Origin of the sequence: Fibrella aquatilis, from assembly GCF_017353255.1 — a bacterium.
Taxonomy (GTDB): Bacteria; Bacteroidota; Bacteroidia; order Cytophagales; family Spirosomataceae; genus Fibrella; species Fibrella aquatilis.
Genome location: NZ_JAFMYU010000015.1, coordinates 136,142 through 153,729, shown reverse-complemented (window position 1 = coordinate 153,729; position 17,588 = coordinate 136,142). Strand labels below are relative to the sequence as shown.

Annotated in this window: 15 protein-coding genes; 10 read left to right on the top strand and 5 right to left on the bottom strand. The window is 55.4% G+C overall.

Annotation, left to right across the window (positions count from 1 at the left end; translation table 11 throughout):
- Positions 1–16 precede the first annotated feature (16 nt).
- Positions 17–1,702, bottom strand: a complete 1,686-nt coding sequence (locus J2I48_RS18180) for a hypothetical protein (RefSeq protein ID WP_207336901.1) — start codon at positions 1,700–1,702, stop codon at positions 17–19.
- Positions 1,703–1,780: 78 nt separating this feature from the next.
- Between J2I48_RS18180 and J2I48_RS18175 the strand changes: the two genes are divergently transcribed.
- Entirely contained in the window at positions 1,781–2,857 is a 1,077-nt protein-coding gene (locus J2I48_RS18175) for a glycoside hydrolase family 53 protein (protein WP_207336900.1), read from the top strand.
- A gap of 359 nt (positions 2,858–3,216) precedes the next feature.
- On the top strand, positions 3,217–3,684 hold the full coding sequence (locus tag J2I48_RS18170; RefSeq protein WP_207336899.1) for a hypothetical protein: 468 nt from the start codon (positions 3,217–3,219) through the stop codon (positions 3,682–3,684).
- Positions 3,685–3,760: 76 nt separating this feature from the next.
- On the opposite strand, the gene J2I48_RS18165 is transcribed toward J2I48_RS18170, so the two are convergent.
- The 3 genes from J2I48_RS18165 to J2I48_RS18155 all read right to left on the bottom strand — a co-directional run bounded on the left by J2I48_RS18165 (position 3,761) and on the right by J2I48_RS18155 (position 9,781).
- Entirely contained in the window at positions 3,761–5,203 is a 1,443-nt protein-coding gene (locus J2I48_RS18165; protein ID WP_207336898.1) for a DUF1501 domain-containing protein, read from the bottom strand.
- 109 nt (positions 5,204–5,312) lie between these two features.
- Complete coding sequence (locus tag J2I48_RS18160; protein WP_207336897.1) at positions 5,313–8,867, bottom strand: DUF1553 domain-containing protein; 3,555 nt, start codon at positions 8,865–8,867, stop codon at positions 5,313–5,315.
- Between the two features lie 398 nt (positions 8,868–9,265).
- Entirely contained in the window at positions 9,266–9,781 is a 516-nt protein-coding gene (locus tag J2I48_RS18155) for a hypothetical protein (RefSeq protein ID WP_207336896.1), read from the bottom strand.
- Between the two features lie 265 nt (positions 9,782–10,046).
- Between J2I48_RS18155 and J2I48_RS18150 the strand changes: the two genes are divergently transcribed.
- The 8 genes from J2I48_RS18150 to J2I48_RS18115 all read left to right on the top strand — a co-directional run bounded on the left by J2I48_RS18150 (position 10,047) and on the right by J2I48_RS18115 (position 16,091).
- A complete protein-coding gene (locus tag J2I48_RS18150) occupies positions 10,047–10,766 on the top strand; it encodes a ferritin-like domain-containing protein (protein WP_207336895.1) in 720 nt (239 codons plus the stop codon).
- 24 nt (positions 10,767–10,790) lie between these two features.
- Positions 10,791–11,543, top strand: a complete 753-nt coding sequence (locus J2I48_RS18145; RefSeq protein WP_207336894.1) for a ferritin-like domain-containing protein — start codon at positions 10,791–10,793, stop codon at positions 11,541–11,543.
- Positions 11,544–11,839: 296 nt separating this feature from the next.
- Positions 11,840–12,406, top strand: a complete 567-nt coding sequence (locus tag J2I48_RS18140; protein ID WP_229376452.1) for an RNA polymerase sigma factor — start codon at positions 11,840–11,842, stop codon at positions 12,404–12,406.
- A gap of 207 nt (positions 12,407–12,613) precedes the next feature.
- Positions 12,614–13,039, top strand: coding sequence for a phage holin family protein (locus J2I48_RS18135; protein WP_207336892.1), 426 nt, complete (start codon positions 12,614–12,616; stop codon positions 13,037–13,039).
- A gap of 36 nt (positions 13,040–13,075) precedes the next feature.
- Positions 13,076–13,612: a hypothetical protein gene (locus J2I48_RS18130; RefSeq protein ID WP_207336891.1), complete on the top strand. Its 537-nt coding sequence runs from the start codon at positions 13,076–13,078 to the stop codon at positions 13,610–13,612.
- Positions 13,524–14,351 (top strand): geranylgeranylglyceryl/heptaprenylglyceryl phosphate synthase, encoded by an 828-nt coding sequence (locus tag J2I48_RS18125; protein ID WP_207336890.1) that lies wholly within the window; start codon positions 13,524–13,526, stop codon positions 14,349–14,351. Before J2I48_RS18130 ends, J2I48_RS18125 begins: the two co-directional genes overlap by 89 nt.
- 4 nt (positions 14,352–14,355) lie before the next feature.
- Positions 14,356–14,814 (top strand): energy transducer TonB, encoded by a 459-nt coding sequence (locus J2I48_RS18120; RefSeq protein ID WP_207336889.1) that lies wholly within the window; start codon positions 14,356–14,358, stop codon positions 14,812–14,814.
- Complete coding sequence (locus J2I48_RS18115; protein WP_229376450.1) at positions 14,811–16,091, top strand: aspartate kinase; 1,281 nt, start codon at positions 14,811–14,813, stop codon at positions 16,089–16,091. Before J2I48_RS18120 ends, J2I48_RS18115 begins: the two co-directional genes overlap by 4 nt.
- A 91-nt stretch (positions 16,092–16,182) precedes the next feature.
- On the opposite strand, the gene J2I48_RS18110 is transcribed toward J2I48_RS18115, so the two are convergent.
- Positions 16,183–17,217, bottom strand: a complete 1,035-nt coding sequence (locus J2I48_RS18110; protein ID WP_207336888.1) for a PorP/SprF family type IX secretion system membrane protein — start codon at positions 17,215–17,217, stop codon at positions 16,183–16,185.
- Between the last annotated feature and the right edge of the window lie 371 nt (positions 17,218–17,588).

The following is a 17,588-nucleotide window of genomic DNA, read 5'->3' as shown; positions in this document are numbered from 1 at the left end:
CCCCAAACCCTGGTGGTCAGTTTACCCCATCTATCTGTAACTGTTGACCAGTGTCGTAGAGCCGGGGGGTTCTGTCTGTCACTTGTAGCACCTTTACCCGATAGCTGCCGGGCGTGAACCGTTTGGCAAAAATACCCGCACTTAAGCCCGGATGGAAGAGTTCGCCAGATGTGAGAAAATGCCGGAAACCGCTTTTGGCGGGTGTGGCGGGCATCAGGAATCGTTTGCCGTCTGAGGCTTCAATCACCACGTAGGTGCCCCGTCCACCGGGGCCTTCGGGTACACGCGGTACGGTGGGCTGGCTAATGTTCACTACATTGGGGTGGAAGCCAATCATCGAGTTGTTGACGGTGAGGTCGGGGGCAATACGGATCGAAACAGGGCTGATGAGGGCTATGGTTGGCCAGGTGGTGGGTGGAATAAAAGCCACCGGAAACTGGTAGGTGTCGCGCTGTTTGGCTTCCAGCAACAGGCTGTCGAGGGGGCCGCGGAAATAAGGCAACGGCACCACGGTCTGGTAGAAGTGGAAATTATACGCGTCGGCCTGCCGAAGCTGATGCGCCGCCACCACTGCAGGCATACTGGCATGGAACGCTGCTACATTCATGGCCACGGCACCAGCCGCCACCCCGGCCGCCAACCCCCGTACCCAGGACCGTTTCATGACCGACAACGCCAGTAAATAGGCCACGCTGAGGGCCAGGTGGGCATAAATCTTGTACCGGTCGCGCAGGATGTCTTCGGTGGGGCGGTAGATGGCCAGCAGCAGGCAGGTAGCCAGTATGACCACGGCAAAGGCCATCAGCACGTTGGTAGTGGATTGCTGCTGAAGCCGTTTGCCTACGTTGCCCAAACCAAACAGCCACGCCAGCAGCGCCAGCCCCAGCAGCCCGCCTAGTCCTACGCCCGCCAGCATGGGCAACAGCCGGGCATCCTGGTTGGTCATGCCCGACCCCAGCGACAGGAAGGTATTGGGAATCCAGTTCATGAACGGCGTTTTGTGTTCGTTGACGGGCAATATCGTGAGCCGCACCAGCATCACCAGGGCCGTTATGCCCCACCAGATCAACCCGTTAGCCCCACGCCGCCGTTGGTGCAGCAACACCAGTGATCCCACCAAAAACGCCAGCACACCATTGCCACTTGTCAGCACCGCCGCCACGCCCAGCCCCAACGGCAGGGCCAGCGACTGCCGACGGTGCAACTGGTACAGCGATTCGAGGACAAACCAGACGACGGTGAAATTTTGCAGCCCGGCCATAGCCCAGAACATGTTTTCGTGCGATTGCAGGCTTAGCACCCAGCAGGGCACCGGCAAAAAGGCCCAGACTGGCAGGTTCAGTTCGCGAAACAGCGTCCATAGCCGCCACACGATGCCCAGCAGTGCCGCGTTGCCCAATACAATCATCGCCAGGAAGTTGATGTGGCCCGTGGCGTAGTAGGTAGCCAGCGCCACCAGCCGGTCGTAGATGATGTAATGGGTATTATGCACGGCCAGCAACTCACTCAGGCGCGTGGCCCACGACGTGGCGGGGTTGGCCCAGTGGGTGATGAATCGTAGCAGCGCGTAGTCGTCGAACATGACCACGTTAACGGCGTAGCGTTGCAACACATACAGCCAGACCAGCACCGGCAGGGCCAGCAGCAGTATGCCCAACAGGGTGGGCCAGATTTGGCGGGGCCGGGTAATAGACAATGACATAGGTAGCACTGGTAAGGCTGCAAAAATAGTCTCGCGGCGGTTCTGGAAACAGTTGGCACCAACTGCCGTTCTCTATATATGATCCTAACTGTACGCCTGTTCCTGTCTTCCTGTGTTGTGGTGTTCCTAAACGGGGCGCTGGGCTGTGCCACCCAAAATATGCCTTCGGCAACCACAGTAACCACACCAACCATGCCTGCCACGGGCTTTGCCAAAGGGGCCGATATCAGCTGGTTACTACAGATGGAGGCCAGTGGCTACAAATTTTACAACGCCAGCAATCAGGCGCAGGACTGCTTTCAGATCTTGAAAGACAACGGCATCAACAGCATTCGTCTGCGTGCCTTCGTCAACCCATCTAACGACCCTATCGACGGGCACTGTAGTACCGCCGAAACCGTGGCGATGGCCCTGCGCGCCAAACAGTGGGGTATGCGCGTCATGATCGATCTCCACTACAGCGACTCCTGGGCCGACCCCAGCAAGCAGGTGAAGCCCGCTGCCTGGCAGGGCCACGACTTTGCCACGCTCCAGACCGACGTTTATGACTATACCCGTCAGGTAATGAACGCATTGAAAACGGCTGGCGTCACGCCGGAGTGGGTGCAGGTAGGCAATGAAACCCCCGGCGGGTTCCTCTACCCCGAAGGCAGCACCGCCAATTGGCCGCAACTGGTGCAGTTGATGAACAAAGGCTACGAAGCCATTAAATCGGTTAGCTCCCAGTCAAAAGTGATCCTCCACGTAGACCAGGGTAACAACCGCGAACGGTTCCGCTACTGGTTCAGCACCGCCACCACCAACGGTGCCAAATATGACGTAATCGGGCTGTCGTATTATCCCTATTGGCTAAAGGGTAGCCCAGACTACACGCTGTCTATCAATGACTTAGGCGCCAACATGAACGAGATGGCCGCGACTTATGGCAAAGAAGTGATGGTGGTGGAAGTAGGCGGCGAAGACACCAAAGCCCAAAATACTTACGATATGTTGGTGGCTGTGCAGCGCAGTACGCGGGCCGTGCCGGGCAACAAAGGCCTCGGCGTGTTCTACTGGGAACCCGAAGGTGCCCGCAGCTGGAGCAAATACGCCCTCAGCGCCTGGGGCAACGATGGCAAACCCACCAAAGCCCTCAGCGCGTTTCTGGTAGAGTAGTACACTGTTGAATTAGCGTCTGGCTTCGCTAGATAGGCCCCTCGACTGCGCTCGGGGTGACAACGAGCTTGAATCAACCCAGTGAACTTGACTCTAGTAACCTGTCACCCCGAGCGCAGTCGAGGGGCCTAGCTAGCGAAGCCACTAGAGCGCGAAGCTATATTCATACCAATATAATAGACCTCGAAGCCGCTGTAAAGGGCCAAATGTCGTATTAGTCTTCAGATTTCAGAAAGGCCATTATACACAGTAATGACACTTCCAAAAAACGGTAAGTCGTTTAATCGATATCAGATTTTAACAACCGATTAGTGTATGAAATGACCGTCGCTAGTCGTTAAGAGCAAAACACTCAACACATGAAAAAGCTATCTTTTGTGTGCCTAGTAATCAGCGTGTTTGGTTGCCAGCATAAAAATGAAGAACCGCTAGACGTTGCAGGCCGTGCATCGGGTATTTACAACGTGAAGACTTACGTGGTGGATGGCGATACTGTTTTTTCACAGGGGGGTAAAAATAAGCCTGGCATTAGAGCATATAGAGTAGAAATTGGTCGTAAAGCGGCAGACAGTGTGGGTATAGTGACTGTCTATGTCAGGGATGGGTCTTCTCTTGGTGCCGGAAAATATGTTGCCGTTAAAGAAACGAACAGCCGGTTTCAGTTCTCAGATAGAAATGCTACTCTAACAGTTTATGAGAGCTACGTTGATGGGACCACTTTTTACGAGCGTACTGTGGGCTATAATGTTGATTCAATACCACGGCCCTTACCCCCCAATTACGAACCTCCTCTGCGAGAGGTGCGTATCACAGCTGTCAAGCAGTAAAATACTTTGATTGACAAATCAACTACTCTCATTTATTACTGATGTTACGGCTTAGTGGATCTTTTAAGCAAAGTTCCTACGCCAGCAGGGGCTTGATCACTTTGCCGTGTACATCCGTTAATCTGTAGCGGCGGCCCTGGTGTTTGAAGGTGAGTTTTTCGTGGTCTACGCCCATCAGGTGCATGATGGTGGCCTGGAAATCGTGGACGTGGACGGGGTCTTTCACCACGTTATAGCCGAAATCATCCGTTTCGCCGTAGACGAAGCCTTTTTTCACGCCCGCCCCGGCCATCCAGATCGTGTAGGCGCGGGGGTGGTGGTCGCGGCCGTAGTTCTCGCGGGTGAGCTTGCCTTGCGAGTAGGGGCCACGGCCAAACTCGCCGCCCCAGATGACCAGGGTATCGTCTAATAAACCGCGCTGTTTCAGGTCGTTCACTAACGCCGCCGATGCCTGGTCGATGCTCTTGGCCTGTGGCTTAATCGCCGATGGCAGGTTGCCGTGCTGATCCCAGCCCTGATGATAGAGTTGCACGAACTTCACGTCCTTTTCAATCAGTTTCCGGGCCAGCAAACAGTTGGCGGCGAAGGTGCCGGGCTTGCGACTGTCGGGGCCATACATGTCGAAAATGTAGTCAGGTTCGTGGGCGATGTCCAGCGTTTCGGGCACCGACGCCTGCATCCGATAGGCCATCTCGTACTGCGCCATCCGGTTGTTGATCTCCGGGTCGAGCACGTGTTTGCTCTGCTCGTGGTGCAGTTTGGTGAGGTAGTCGAGCATGCGTCGGCGGCTGGTACGGTCGATGCCCGGCGGGTTGTTGAGATAGAAAACCGGGTCTGGCCCCGACCGAAAAACTACGCCCTGATGCACGGAGGGCAGAAAACCGTTGCTCCAGAGCTTGGCATAGAGCGGCTGGTCGCCGGGGTTGCCTTTAGATAATAGCACCACAAACGCGGGCATGTTCTGGTTGTCGGACCCCAGGCCGTAGCTCACCCACGACCCAAAACTAGGCCGCCCGCCCTGCTGACTACCCGTTTGGATGAACGTGATGGCGGGGTCGTGGTTGATGGCGTCGGTGTTCATGGTGCGAATGAACGTGGCTTCTGGCGCAATGCCCGCAATGTGCGGCAACAACTCGCTTACCCACATTTGGCCCGGCCCGTGCTGCTTGAATTTGAACGTCGACGCGGCCAGCGGAAACTTGCTTTGCCCGGCGCTCATGCCCGTGAGGCGCTGCCCGTTCCGCACCGACGCGGGCAGATCCTGACCCCACATGGTTTCCAGCTTCGGCTTGTAGTCGTAGAGGTCGAGTTGCGAGGGCGCCCCACTCTGGAACAGGTAAATAACCCGCTTCACCTTGGGCGGGAAATGGGGTTTGCCCAGCGCCGGATCGCCCGCCGGGGCCGTGCCACCAAACAAATTGGTCGGGTTGAGCAATGACGCCAGCGCCAGCGCACCAATGCCCGCGCCCGACTGCCCCAGAAAATTCCGGCGGCTAAGGGTATCGTGTAGTTCGTCCATAGGAGTGGTAAGTCGATAGTCGTCAGTCGGTAGTCAATGGTTGCTTCGTATCTAAGCCTTTACAGGTGAAGCCACTATCGACTACCGACTGACGACTATCGATTTTATTTCACCTTTTCACAATCGCTTCGTCAAAATTCATAATCGTGCTGGCCACTACAGTCCAGGCGGCTAGTTCGGCGGGGGGGATTGTCTTGTCAACGGGGTACTCACCAACGGAAAGCAGAGCCGTGGCACGTTTGGGGTTTTTCTTGAAATCAGCCAGTTCTTCGGCATGCAGTTGTTGCATCAAACTCACCTCCTCCGCCCGCGCCGGCCGACTGATTACCGCCTTGAAAAACTGATTAATCAACTGACTATCAGCCGTTTTCTTCACGCTGTTTACTCTCTCCTCTAGGCCCTCTGCTCCCTGCTCCCGGCCCTTCGCCCGTTGCGCCAACACCCTTGCCGCCTCCACAAACTGCGGGTCGTTGAGCGTGACCAGGGCTTGCAGGGGGGTGCTGGTTTTTTGGCGTTTCACAATGCAGACGTGGCGTTCGGCGGCGTCGAAATTGAGCATCATTGGGGGCGGGGCGCTCCGTTTCCAAATCGTGTACATGCTGCGCCGATAGAGCGAGTCGCCATGTTGCTGGTTATACACCACCGCGTTGCGCGTAGCCAGTGCCTCCCAAATACCCGACGGCTGGTAGGGTAATACGCTTGGCCCACCCATCCGTTTGTTTAATAAACCGCTGGCCGCCAGCACATTATCCCGAACCTGCTCGGCACTCATGCGGTAACTGGGACCACGGCTCAAATACGTATTATCGAAATCATATTCCCGCGCCGCTTCTGTCACCGACGATGACTGCCGGTAGGTAGCCGACGTTACAATCAGGCGGTGCATGGCCTTCACATCCCAGGGCCTAATACCTTCTTTTTCAGACCCTTCTCTAAAGCGGATCGCCAAGTAATCGAGCAGTTCGGGGTGGGAAGGGAGCGCACCCTGATTGCCGAAGTCGTCGGCGTTTTTGGCCAGGCCTTGCCCAAAATAGTTTTGCCAGATGCGGTTTACCATCACCCGCGCAAACAGTGGGTTGTCGGCCCGGAGTAGCCACTTGGTCAGGCCCAGGCGGTTGGCGGGGAGTGCTTCGCCCGCTTTGGTGTCGCTCAGGGCGGGCAAAAAGTGCGGCGCGGCGGGCTGAACGGGTTCGCCGGGGGCATCATAGGCACCCCTGTTGAGGATAAACGTGGGCTTAGGCTGACTGCGCTCCTGCATCACCATCACCTGATCGGCGTTGGTGAGAGCCATAAACTGTTCGCCACGTAGTTTCAGGGTCGAATCCAGCGCAGCGCGGTAGACTCTATCCTGCGTAGTCACGTAATAAGTATACAGACTCGCCCGCTGTTCGGGAGTGCGTTGGGCGGCGGGCATACGCAGGGCAGTGGTCAGCGCGTCGGGTTGGCCGGCCAGGCGGGGCATCTCGGCGGGAGTAAGGCAGCGGGTGTAGATGCGGAGTTCATCTACGGCAAAATCACGGTAGTAATTGTCGTGCATCCGGCCCACGTAAAACGCGTGTTGCGCCCAGTGGGTCTTGTTTTTGCCCCAGATCATGCTGTGTTGCAGTTGGTCGGCCACCACCTGTTTATGCATGGGTTTGCCGTTGAGGTAGAGTGTCAGCCCCTGCGCCCGGCCCAGACCATCATAGGTAAAGGCTACCTGAAACCACTGCCCGGCGCGTACCTTTTCTACCGACTCGATATCAATGGCGTTGGCGGGCCAAACGTGGCTCAGCATCAGCTTCAACCGCCCGTCGGCCAACAGGTCGAGCTGGTAGCCACGTTGGCCGTCCATGGGTCCGGCGGTGCGGCCCATCAGCGTCACAAGCGAACCTAACTTGTTCATTTTGAACCAGCTACTGATGGTAAACGGCTGATTCTGGTCATACGCACCGAACTCGTAAGGCAGGCTAATCCAGCTATCGCCAGGCAGAAATCGCGCTTTACCGAAGCGCCCCGCCACGGGCTTGGGCAGGTTATCGATGTCGCCAGCAAGCGAGGCGGGTAGTGTATCGTTCACCGAATTGAGGAACGCATTGCGCGGGTCCTTCTCCAGGTCGGCGCGGGTTCTGGGCTTTTTTGGTTCGGTTTTGGCCACGGCTGGCTTGGCCGCGGCACCGAGTTTGGCGGGCTTCTTCCGGGCTTCTTCGGCCTTCTTTGTAGCTTCTTCCTGCTTCTTTTTTTCTTCTTTCGCCTTCACATACGCCACCACGTCGCCCCGGTTTTCTTCATCGAAACTATAGCGAGCCACTAGCCCCAGGTCTGGCTGAATGGTCTGCTGCCGTTCGACCTGCGCCAGCCACGACCCAAAACGCTGTTGATACTCAGGCTTGTTTGGATTAAGCTGGGGTTGAAACGAGGCCACCTTTTTCCGGACCGCCGCCAACTGCCGCACCACGGCCGGGCTGGGCAGCGTAATGGTGGGGGCAGCTTCGCCGTTGTAGGGAATCTGCCCGCGTTCGTTGTTGCTGTTGAAAAACGCGAAGAGCGAAAAATAATCTTTCTGCGAAATGGGGTCGTACTTATGGTCGTGGCAACGGGCGCACTCGGTGGTCAGACCCAGAAACGTTTTACCAAACGTGGCCACCCGGTCGGCCACATATTCCACGCGGTATTCTTCGTCCACAATGCCGCCTTCCTGACTTTGCTGGTGGTTGCGGTTAAAGGCCGTGGCCAGCAGCTTGTCGCGCTGATCGTCGGGGTTGGTCAGGCGAGGCAGCATGTCGCCCGCCAGCTGCCAGGTCACGAACTGATCGAACGGCTGATTTTTGTTAAACGATCGGATCACCCAGTCGCGGTAGGGCCACATCGTACGCGGGCCGTCGTCTTGGTAGCCGTGGGTATCGGCGTAGCGGGCCACGTCCATCCACTCAACCGCCTGACGCTCACCGTAATGTGAATCAGCCAGCAGTCGGTCCACCAGCTTTTCGTAGGCGTTGGGCGAATGGTCGGCCAGGTACGCGTCGACCTCGGCGGGGGTAGGTGGCAGGCCCGTCAGGTCGAGCGTAACGCGCCGGAGCAGGGTCAGCTTGTCGGCTTCGGCAGCGGGCAGCAGGTGTTTCTCATCTAGTTTCGCACCCACAAACCGGTCAATGTCGTTGCGCGCCCAACGGCTGTTTTTGGGCGTGGGTAGTTCGGGCATGGTGGGCGCAATCAGCGACCAGTGCTGTTTGTATTCGGCCCCCTGCTCAATCCAGCGCAACAGCATGGCTTTTTCCGCCGCCGTGAGCGTCAGGTTCGACTTGGGCGTGGGCATCACCTCGTCGGGGTCGGTGCTGGTAATGCGGCGGAAGAGTTCGCTGCCTTCAAGGTCGCCGGGCACCACGGCTTTGTGACCACTTTTGGCCAGGGCTTCGTAGGCACCTTCGGGCGTGTCGAGGCGCAGGCCGGCCTGTTGTTTGTTCTTGTCGGGACCGTGGCAGGCAAAGCACCGGTCAGACAAGATGGGCTTCACGTGCAGGTTATAATCTACTTTCTCGGGCAGGTTGATCTCCGCCGCCAGCACGTCGGCGGGTTTGCTCACGTGGCTCAGGTGGCTACACGACGACCAGACCACCCTACCAAAGGCCGCCACCGCTATAGCAAGCCCTATAGATTTTACGCGCTTCGTTAACTGACGAACCATACAGTTGAGTATGAATAGTTTACAGTAAACAAATTTACAGCGGAATTGTGCAAAACGGCTCACTTACAAACACTTGTAGATTATACGATATTGACCAGTTTATAGTTGAACTTGACCTTCTATGGGTTAAGAAAGCCATAAGTTTACCCTATCCTACAATTGACAAAGCCGCTTACACACCAGTAAGCGGCTTTGTTTCGGTGTGTTGAATATGTATGGCTTCGCGCTTGTGGCCCTTCGACTGCGCTCAGGGTGACAACGACCTTGATACAAGTTCTTAAATTGATTCAAGTTCGTTGTCACCCTGAGCCTGTCGGGGACCGCACCGGCGGACCGGCCTAGTCGAAGGGCCACAAGCGCGAAGCCACAATAAAAAACGTCAAAAGCCTAAAATCGTTTTACTGCTTGGTCAGCACCACCGTGTAAGTTGTCTTTACAGGGTTGTTGGCGGGGTCAACGTCGAGGTTGGCTACCATGGTGGCGGTGGTGGCGGTTAGCACTTTGGTGGCTGCTACAGTCCGGCCGCTCGTCACCAGCGTAACGCCAGTGCTGGTTTCGCTATAGGTGGTCGTTGAACTGAAAAACGAGTTCACCAACCTTTGTGAGTTAGTAGCGGTGGCGCAGGCTGTTACCGACGATAAATTATTGGTGATGGCCCCGGCCGCCGTAAACGTGACGGTGGCCTGTCCCAGGCAGTTGTTCTCCAGCGCGTTCAGCCCCACCGCCAGGTCGGTCAGACCCAGGTAAGCGGGCGATACGATGAGGCTGGTAAGCTTCCAGGTGCCCTGCAACGACGTCAGCGCAACGGGGTCTGTCGGCGTGTCTTTTTTGCAACTCAGCGTAACAGCAAAAATGGCCGCCATGGCCACCAGGAGGACGAAAAAACGGTGTCTGGCAATCGAGATCGTATTCATTTTTAGTGCTTGTTTAGTTGAAAAACAACGAAAGAAGAACAGGTAATTACACATTAATTCGCTCATCCGGGCCGTTTTGTGCCTGAGCGTTTCACTTAGTAATCAAGCGGTATAGGTATCGTTTTGGCCCGCAACTTCAACCGATGGCTAATCCCTCACCCCCCTTTTTTTGTTAAGGCTATGAATCCATGTCGGTAACTACCGCCGTATACATGGAAAGGTCTGCACGTGGCAGGAGTGAAAACCAATTAACAACTTGACAACTATGCTCTCATCAAACAAAGACCAACAGGTCGCTCCCGGCGTGTTTGTGTCGCCCGAACACCCGTCGATGTTCCTGGGTCGGCGCTTATTTTTGCGCTATGCAGGCTTTACCGTGGCGGCATCTGGCCTGCTTATGGCCTGTAGCTCAACCGAAACTGTGCAGGTAACCCCTACCATTGTTGACCTCGGCAGTGGCGACACCGGCATTTTGAACTACGCCTACGCGCTGGAGCAACTCGAAGCGGCTTTCTACACGCAGGTCGTTGCTACTCCTTACGCCAATATGTCGGCCGATGAGAAAACCATCCTGACCGAAATTCGGGATCACGAAATCATCCACCGCGAATTCTTTAAAGCAGCCATCGGCTCGTCGGCTATCATTGGCCTGACGCCCAACTTCTCGACCATTAATTTCAGCGACCGTTCCAGCGTGCTCAACGCCGCCAAAACGTTTGAAGACCTCGGCGTGGGTGCGTATAATGGTGCGGGCAAACTCATTAAAAGTGCTGATTACCTGACCCTTGCCGGTAAGATTGTTTCGGTTGAAGCCCGCCACGCGGCCATCATCCGTGACTTGCTCAACCCCCGCACGGCGGCCTTCGCTGGTGATGACGTGATTGATGCTATGGGCCTCGACAAACAGTTCACGCCTGCGCAGGTGCTGCCACTGGCGCAGCCATTTGTGACCAACAAAATTTCAGGCGCCAACCTGCCCGTCTAATCACCTTTAATCCCAAAAGACATTATGAATCTGTTCAATCTGTTTTCAGACATAGAAAAAGTAGACGGTGATGTGGCCGAGCGCGTAGCATACTACACCCGCCGCAACCTGTTCAAGCTGGGTCGCAAGGCTACCACGGCTATGGCCGCACCAACCGTATTGGCAGCCAGTCTCAACGACGCCTACGCTCAGTCAGCGACTGTGGCCGAGGTTCTCAACTTTGCCCTCACGCTGGAATACCTCGAAGACGAGTTTTACCGCACGGGTCTGGCCACCGCCGGATTGATAGCCGCCGGTGATCAGGCCGTTATTGCTCAGATTAGTAAACACGAGGCCGCCCACGTAGCACTGTTGAAAGGCGCACTGGGTACGGCTGCCATGGCCAAGCCTACGTTCAAGTTTGGTAATGCATTTTCTACGTACCCGGTGTTTCTGGCCACGGCGCAGGCGTTTGAAGACATAGGGGTCCGGGCCTACAAAGGGCAGGCAGGCAACCTTTTAGGTCAGGCAGTACTGACCACGGCCCTGCAAATCCACTCGGTAGAAGCCCGCCATGCGGCTATCGTTCGGCGCATTCGTGGGCTGAAAGGCTGGATCTCTGACCCCGCCGAAACGCCCGCCGCCGCCTATGCCGGAGAGGACAACGTGACGCAGGCCACGGTAAACGTGACGACCCTGCCCAACGTAACGGGTATCGACGCGGCACGTTCACGGGAAGCATTCGACGAAATTCTGACCAGGCAGGCCGTACTGGCTATCGCGGGTGCTTACCTGTAGAGAAAAGTAAGCGGTTGTAGCTGTTATTCCCCGATTTTGGTGAACAAACAGCCTTGACATGATTATCAAGCGGTGGTCTAATGACCATAAAATCAGTTTTTTTGGCGTGGAAATGAGCAAGTAAGCCTGTTTCCACGCTTTCTTTTTAGTTTATAAATAGGTTTAGGGCGTTGGGGCAAACAGTGGATAGGTTATTGGTAGTTACTTATACCTACTGCTTTACAGTCGCCCCCATGAACCCTCCAAGCCTTTCTTCTCCGAAGCCAGTATATTTGGGTTCACAACAAAACCTACTCTTGAAACGCCGCCCGTTGCTTACCGACGAATCTGTGCTGGTTGACCAGCTCATGCTACGTGACGAGCGGGCTTTTCAGTGGCTGTACGAAAATTATTCGGCCGCCCTGTATGGTGTATTATTGAAAGTAGTGCGCGAAGAAGAACAGGCGCAGGATTTGCTTCAGGAGGTATTTGTAAAAATTTGGAACAACCTGGGCAGTTACGACCGCCAAAAAGGCCGCCTCTTTACCTGGATGCTCAACATTGCCCGCAACGCGGCCATAGACAGCATTCGGGCGGGTAAGGCCATGAGCCGCCCCAGCAGTGCCCAAACCCTTTCAACCAGCGACGAGAGCACGTTTCTCGTGGATCGCCAACACGCAATATCCCCCGAAAACCCCGACCATATTGGGTTACAAGACGTAGTCAGCCGCCTGCGCCCCGAACGTCGTGAACTGATTAACCTGGTGTACTTCGGCGGCTATACGCACGAAGAAGCTGCCGAAGAGTTGCGGTTACCCCTGGGTACTGTGAAGACCCGTATCAGGTCGGCGCTTCAAGAGCTAAAAGCGCTCTTCAGTCGCTAACCGACGGCGACTTTACTCCACACTATTGTGTCAAATCGGCAACCCGGACTGGTGTCCTCTGGATGACCGACCGATTATGTCTGATACACTAATTTACTGACTACTAGTCAGTTAGTGGCAGTTTTTTGTAACAGAATCGAAGTTCGGAACAAAGTGGGGCCTTTTTTGTACTACCTATGTACACACGATAAACTGTACACGTAGCCCATGTTAGAACGTCTGGAAGGAATCCGCGAAAATTTGTTTCGCTACCTGGAGGCCCGTATTGAGTTGTTCACACTCGAAACGCGCGGTAAGGTAGAAGAAGGGGCTGTGGCGGCCATCCACGGGGTTATCCTGGGTTTTTTGGCCACAATCACCACCATTTTCCTGTTTAGTTTGCTGGCTGCTTATCTCAACGAAGTAACCAACAGCCGTTACCTCGGCTTTCTGATTGTAGCGGGCTTCTTTCTGCTCCTCACCATTATCTGGGCCGTATCGAAACCGTCGATGATCAACTTCATCCGGAAGATAGCCTACAACGCGCTGAAGGAAAGTCAGGAGAAAAAAGGCGAAGAGAAATCGAAAGCCGTACAGGATCTGATGAACCAAACCACCGCAACGATCAACGAAGAAGGTCAATATCTGCGGTAAAGTGAATTTTTGTTATAATTTAAGCTACACAAGATAATGGAAGATCCCAAAGTACCTTTTGCCGATACCACAGCCCGCCGGGCGCAACTGATGCAAGCCACCGAACGGTTTAAAGAGTCTATTCAGGATAGTGTAGATTCGCTGAAAACTGAGGCATCAGAGGTTGGCAAAACAACCGCGTTGGTGGCAGGTGTTGCTTTAGGTGTATTTTTGTTGGCCAGTCTGATTCTGCCCAAGTCTGACGAGTACCGCTACGCCGAGAAATACGGTGAGCGTGATGACGACGACGAAGACTATGATGACGACGAGGAGGAAGAAGACTACGTTAGCAGCCGTCGCCCCCAAAGCGTCGTGAAAAAAGAGGCTAAGGCCACCCAGAAATCAGCCGCCGCCAGCGGGTTAATTGGTGGACTGCTAACGTCGGTACTGACCAACATCGCCCGTGAGCAAGTGTCGGGACTGCTGACCCGTATTCGGAATAACAATGCAATCAACCCCACAGCGAAACCCGCTGAACCCCAGTATCACGAAAAAGCACCCGTTCAGCCTGTTAACTACGCTAACGAGGCGTAGACAGGAAGGGCGTAAATCATTGGCCGTATTGCTCGACCCAGACAAGGTGGAGCAATACGACTTTGTTGACACAGTCAGTCGGGCCGTTCGGTATCAGGCTGACTTTTTTTTCGTTGGGGGTAGCCTCATCACCGACTACGTGCAGCGCGACATGATTGCCACGATCCGGCAGTTGACCGATACGCCCATCATTCTTTTTCCCGGTAATGCCGCCCACATCGAACCATCTGCGGATTCGCTCTTGTTGCTGTCGCTGATCTCAGGCCGCAACGCCGAATTTCTGATCGGGCAACACGTGGTGGCGGCCCCACTGCTTAAGCGTAGTGGCCTCGACATTGTTCCCACGGCCTATATGCTGGTCGACGGTGAGGCGCAGACTACGGTTTCGTACATCAGCAACACCACTCCCCTACCCCACGACAAGCCCGGCGTGGCAGCCTGCACGGCTATGGCAGGCGAACTACTGGGCCTAAAACTCACCTACCTCGACGCCGGTAGCGGTGCCCGGCGGGCCGTTCCACCTGCGCTTATTGCTGCCGTCCGCGCCGCCGTCGACACGCCTATTGCCGTTGGGGGAGGCATCAATTCGGGCGAGCGCGCCTACGAAGCCCTGGCCGCTGGTGCAGATCTGATTGTGGTGGGCAACGGCATTGAACAAAACAGCGCCCTGCTGCCCGAACTGGCCGCCGCCCTGGCCGCGTTCAACTCAAAAATACCCGTCGTTAACGAATCCATTTAGTCGAATGAAATCGTCGTTCTTGTTTCTGCGCTGGCTGAGGACGTTAGCCAATATAGCCTGTCTGGCCACGTTATCGTTGACCGCTACGGCCCAGAAAATGCCCAAACAGACTTATCCGGGCCGTTACTATACGTCTGTAGAAAAACTGGCCGAGTTTCCTGGCGGGCGCGATGCCATGCTCCGGTTTATGGCTGATCACATCGAATACCCCTCGGCGCTTGACCGGATGAAGTACAAAACCGGTCCCATGAAAGTACGCTTCATCGTGGCCCCCGACGGCAAGCTCTACGACATCACCGTAGACTCGGCTCCGGTACGAAAAGTTGAGGCTCAACGCGGTATGGATGACTACATCATCAGCATCATCCATGCCATCGAGATCATGCCCCGCTGGCAACCCGCCCGCCTCAATGGTCAGCCCGTGGCGCAGTTATATACCGTACCCATTCAGGTGGTGGAATGACTAATGACAGCATAGCTATCTTCAAATTTGGCGGGGCTTCCGTGCGCGATGCGGCGGGGGTGCGCAATCTGACTTCTATCCTGCAAACCTATGCTGGTCAGCCGTTGAGCGTGGTTATTTCGGCCATGGGCAAAACAACCAATGCCCTTGAAACAGTGGTGGACAGTTATTGGGCTGGCAACACCGACGAAGCGCTGAAACGATGGGCCGTTGTTGAGGCTAACCACTTGACAATCAGCAGCGAACTAAGCCTGTCTGAGCAGGACACACAACCGGTACAGGCCCATCTGGATGCCGTGCGGGCCTTGCTGCGTATGCCCCCCGTAGGCAGCTACGATCAGGTGTATGACCAACTCGTGTCGATGGGCGAAATCCTGTCCACGCAACTCGTAACGGCCTACCTGCGGCAACAGGGCTTGCCCGCCCGCTGGACCGATGCCCGCCAACTGATCAGCACCGATGCCACCTTCCGCGAAGGGCGCGTTGACTGGACCGTTACGAAAAACCAGCTCCGCGCCGCCATGCCCGCTGCCACCACCGGCACAGCCGAGATCATGATCACGCAGGGGTTCATTGGCAGCACCTCTACCGGCGAAACCACTACGCTGGGCCGCGAAGGGTCAGATTACACGGCGGCCATTTTAGCTTATTGCCTTGATGCTGAAAGCGTTACGATTTGGAAAGATGTGCCTGGCGTGCTCAACGCCGACCCCAAATACTTCGACGATACGGTGCTGCTAACGGCGCTCACCTATCAGGATGCTACCGAGCTAGCTTACTACGGGGCCACGGTTATTCACCCAAAAACCATTAAGCCGCTGCAAAACAAGGGGATTCCGCTCTACGTGCGCTCATTTCTGCAACCCACGCAACCGGGTACGGTGGTGGGCGTAGCGGAGGTATCGTCGCCGGTGGCGTCGTTTATTTTCAAAGTAAACCAATGGCTCATCTCGCTGCATCCCACCGACTTTTCGTTTATCACGGAAGACAACCTAAGCCTGATTTTCAGCGAGTTATCGGCGGCGGGTCTGAAAATCAACCTCATGCAGCAAACGGCCCTGAACTTCTCCTTCGTAGTTGACAACAGGCCCGACCGTATCGAGCGCCTGTTTGCGGCGTTGCGCCCCCACTTCCGGGTCAACTACAACGAGGGCCTGGAACTCATCACGATCCGCCACTACAATCAGGCCACGATAGACCGCGTCCTGATAGACAAGACACTACTCCTGGAACAAAAGAGCCGCACCACGGTGCAATTGGTGGTGAGGGAGGGGTAGTCATTGGTCATTCGCTTCGCTGTCATTCAGTGGTCATTCATTGCTTTTACAATTAATGACCATTGAATGACAGCGAAGCGAATGACCAATGTCAAAACTTCGGACAGGACAGCTCGCCTTTGCGCTGTTTGTAGCGGCTGGAGCGGCCTTCGGGACGGTCGAAGATATAGGAGATCGAGATTTCGTGCGAACCACCAGAAGCAAAACCTAACGTCGAGATGGTGGCATCGTAGCTGTAGCCAATCGAAAACTTGTCGGCGCGGTAGCCAATCAGGCCTGCCACAGCGTCGTGGTTGTTGATCCGCTGATCGTATTTTTTGAACGGAATACCCCGGTAATAAGCCCCAATCGTGATGGGCGAATAGGTGAGGTAGGCCCCCAGATCGAGCTGACTGTAGTTGCCCTGAAACTTGTAGTACACCACCGGCGAGAAGCTGATCTCACGTTCCATCTCGTCGCCTCGGCCCGTGAACCCGTTCAGCGGAATGCGCAACCCGGCCTGCAAACTGCCTTTTACGGGCAATCGACTTGAATTTTTCACAAAAAAGCTCTGGTCGGGCCGGTTGATGTGGTGCGCCGACAGCCCCACCCAAAACCAGTCAGAATAAAACAGGCCACCCGTCGAAAAGTCGACATACTTGTTGGTAGGTGAACCGCCCAGCACCACGGCGTCAGAGGTTTTGTCGCGGATGAGGCCCTGCGACGAAAACTGGTCGCCGAAGGTGAGGCCGAAGTAGTTGACGTTGCGGTTTACGTAGCTGGCCTGGACCCCCAGCCGCACAAAAGAAGCCTCGCCAACCTGAAACTGGTACGCATATTGCCCCGCTATTTCGGTACTCTGCACGGCGCCCTGCCCCTGATTGTCGCTCACCAGCATCAGGCCGATGCCGCTGTTAAGCTTGGGGATGTAGTGGTCAATGCCAACCACGGTGGTCACGTAGTTGGTAATGGCAGGCCATTGGTTGCGGTAGTTGATGGTGGCACGCGGAGCCAGCGCCGACCCGGCAAAGGCCGGATTGAGGTACTGCGGTGCCGCATAAAACTGCGTAAATTGAGGGTCCTGCGCCCAAACCAGCCTCGTGCTGAGCAACAGCAGGAGCACAAGAAGAGTATACTGTTTAGCCATATTGTTAGGGCAGCGCAAATTCATTGCCAAATGAGCGTATTTGTTAAAGATTGTAGGCAGCGAATAGATACTTACCCCTCGTCAATGTGCCAATCAGCACATAGGTAAAACCCTGTAAAGATGCCGGTTCAGCCGGTAAAATTTTACACGCTGGCATTCGTTTATACTAACGTAACGTGTCTGTTGTCTGTTATACCGACTTCCGACTTTCGTTTTAAGCAACAAATGGTACTGCACACTCAACTTATACGTTTTAACTGGTTGTGGGCTGTTTTGTGGCTGCTGACGGGCTTGTCGGTCAGCATGGCACAGACGGTACCCACATCAACATCTGGTTTGCCACGTGGGGTCGTTGCACCCCGCAAGATATG

Bases quoted from the DNA above. Each gene is read 5' to 3' on its own strand.
- J2I48_RS18145 (WP_207336894.1), top strand. From the start codon at position 10,791: ATGAATCTGTTCAATCTGTTTTCAGACATAGAAAAAGTAGACGGTGAT.
- J2I48_RS18150 (WP_207336895.1), top strand. From the start codon at position 10,047: ATGCTCTCATCAAACAAAGACCAACAGGTCGCTCCCGGCGTGTTTGTG.
- J2I48_RS18120 (WP_207336889.1), top strand. From the start codon at position 14,356: ATGAAATCGTCGTTCTTGTTTCTGCGCTGGCTGAGGACGTTAGCCAAT.
- J2I48_RS18110 (WP_207336888.1), bottom strand. From the start codon at position 17,217: ATGGCTAAACAGTATACTCTTCTTGTGCTCCTGCTGTTGCTCAGCACG.
- J2I48_RS18160 (WP_207336897.1), bottom strand. From the start codon at position 8,867: ATGGTTCGTCAGTTAACGAAGCGCGTAAAATCTATAGGGCTTGCTATA.
- J2I48_RS18115 (WP_229376450.1), top strand. From the start codon at position 14,811: ATGACTAATGACAGCATAGCTATCTTCAAATTTGGCGGGGCTTCCGTG.
- J2I48_RS18135 (WP_207336892.1), top strand. From the start codon at position 12,614: ATGTTAGAACGTCTGGAAGGAATCCGCGAAAATTTGTTTCGCTACCTG.
- J2I48_RS18170 (WP_207336899.1), top strand. From the start codon at position 3,217: ATGAAAAAGCTATCTTTTGTGTGCCTAGTAATCAGCGTGTTTGGTTGC.
- J2I48_RS18165 (WP_207336898.1), bottom strand. From the start codon at position 5,203: ATGGACGAACTACACGATACCCTTAGCCGCCGGAATTTTCTGGGGCAG.
- J2I48_RS18155 (WP_207336896.1), bottom strand. From the start codon at position 9,781: ATGAATACGATCTCGATTGCCAGACACCGTTTTTTCGTCCTCCTGGTG.
- J2I48_RS18175 (WP_207336900.1), top strand. From the start codon at position 1,781: ATGATCCTAACTGTACGCCTGTTCCTGTCTTCCTGTGTTGTGGTGTTC.
- J2I48_RS18180 (WP_207336901.1), bottom strand. From the start codon at position 1,702: ATGTCATTGTCTATTACCCGGCCCCGCCAAATCTGGCCCACCCTGTTG.
- J2I48_RS18125 (WP_207336890.1), top strand. From the start codon at position 13,524: ATGCAATCAACCCCACAGCGAAACCCGCTGAACCCCAGTATCACGAAA.
- J2I48_RS18130 (WP_207336891.1), top strand. From the start codon at position 13,076: ATGGAAGATCCCAAAGTACCTTTTGCCGATACCACAGCCCGCCGGGCG.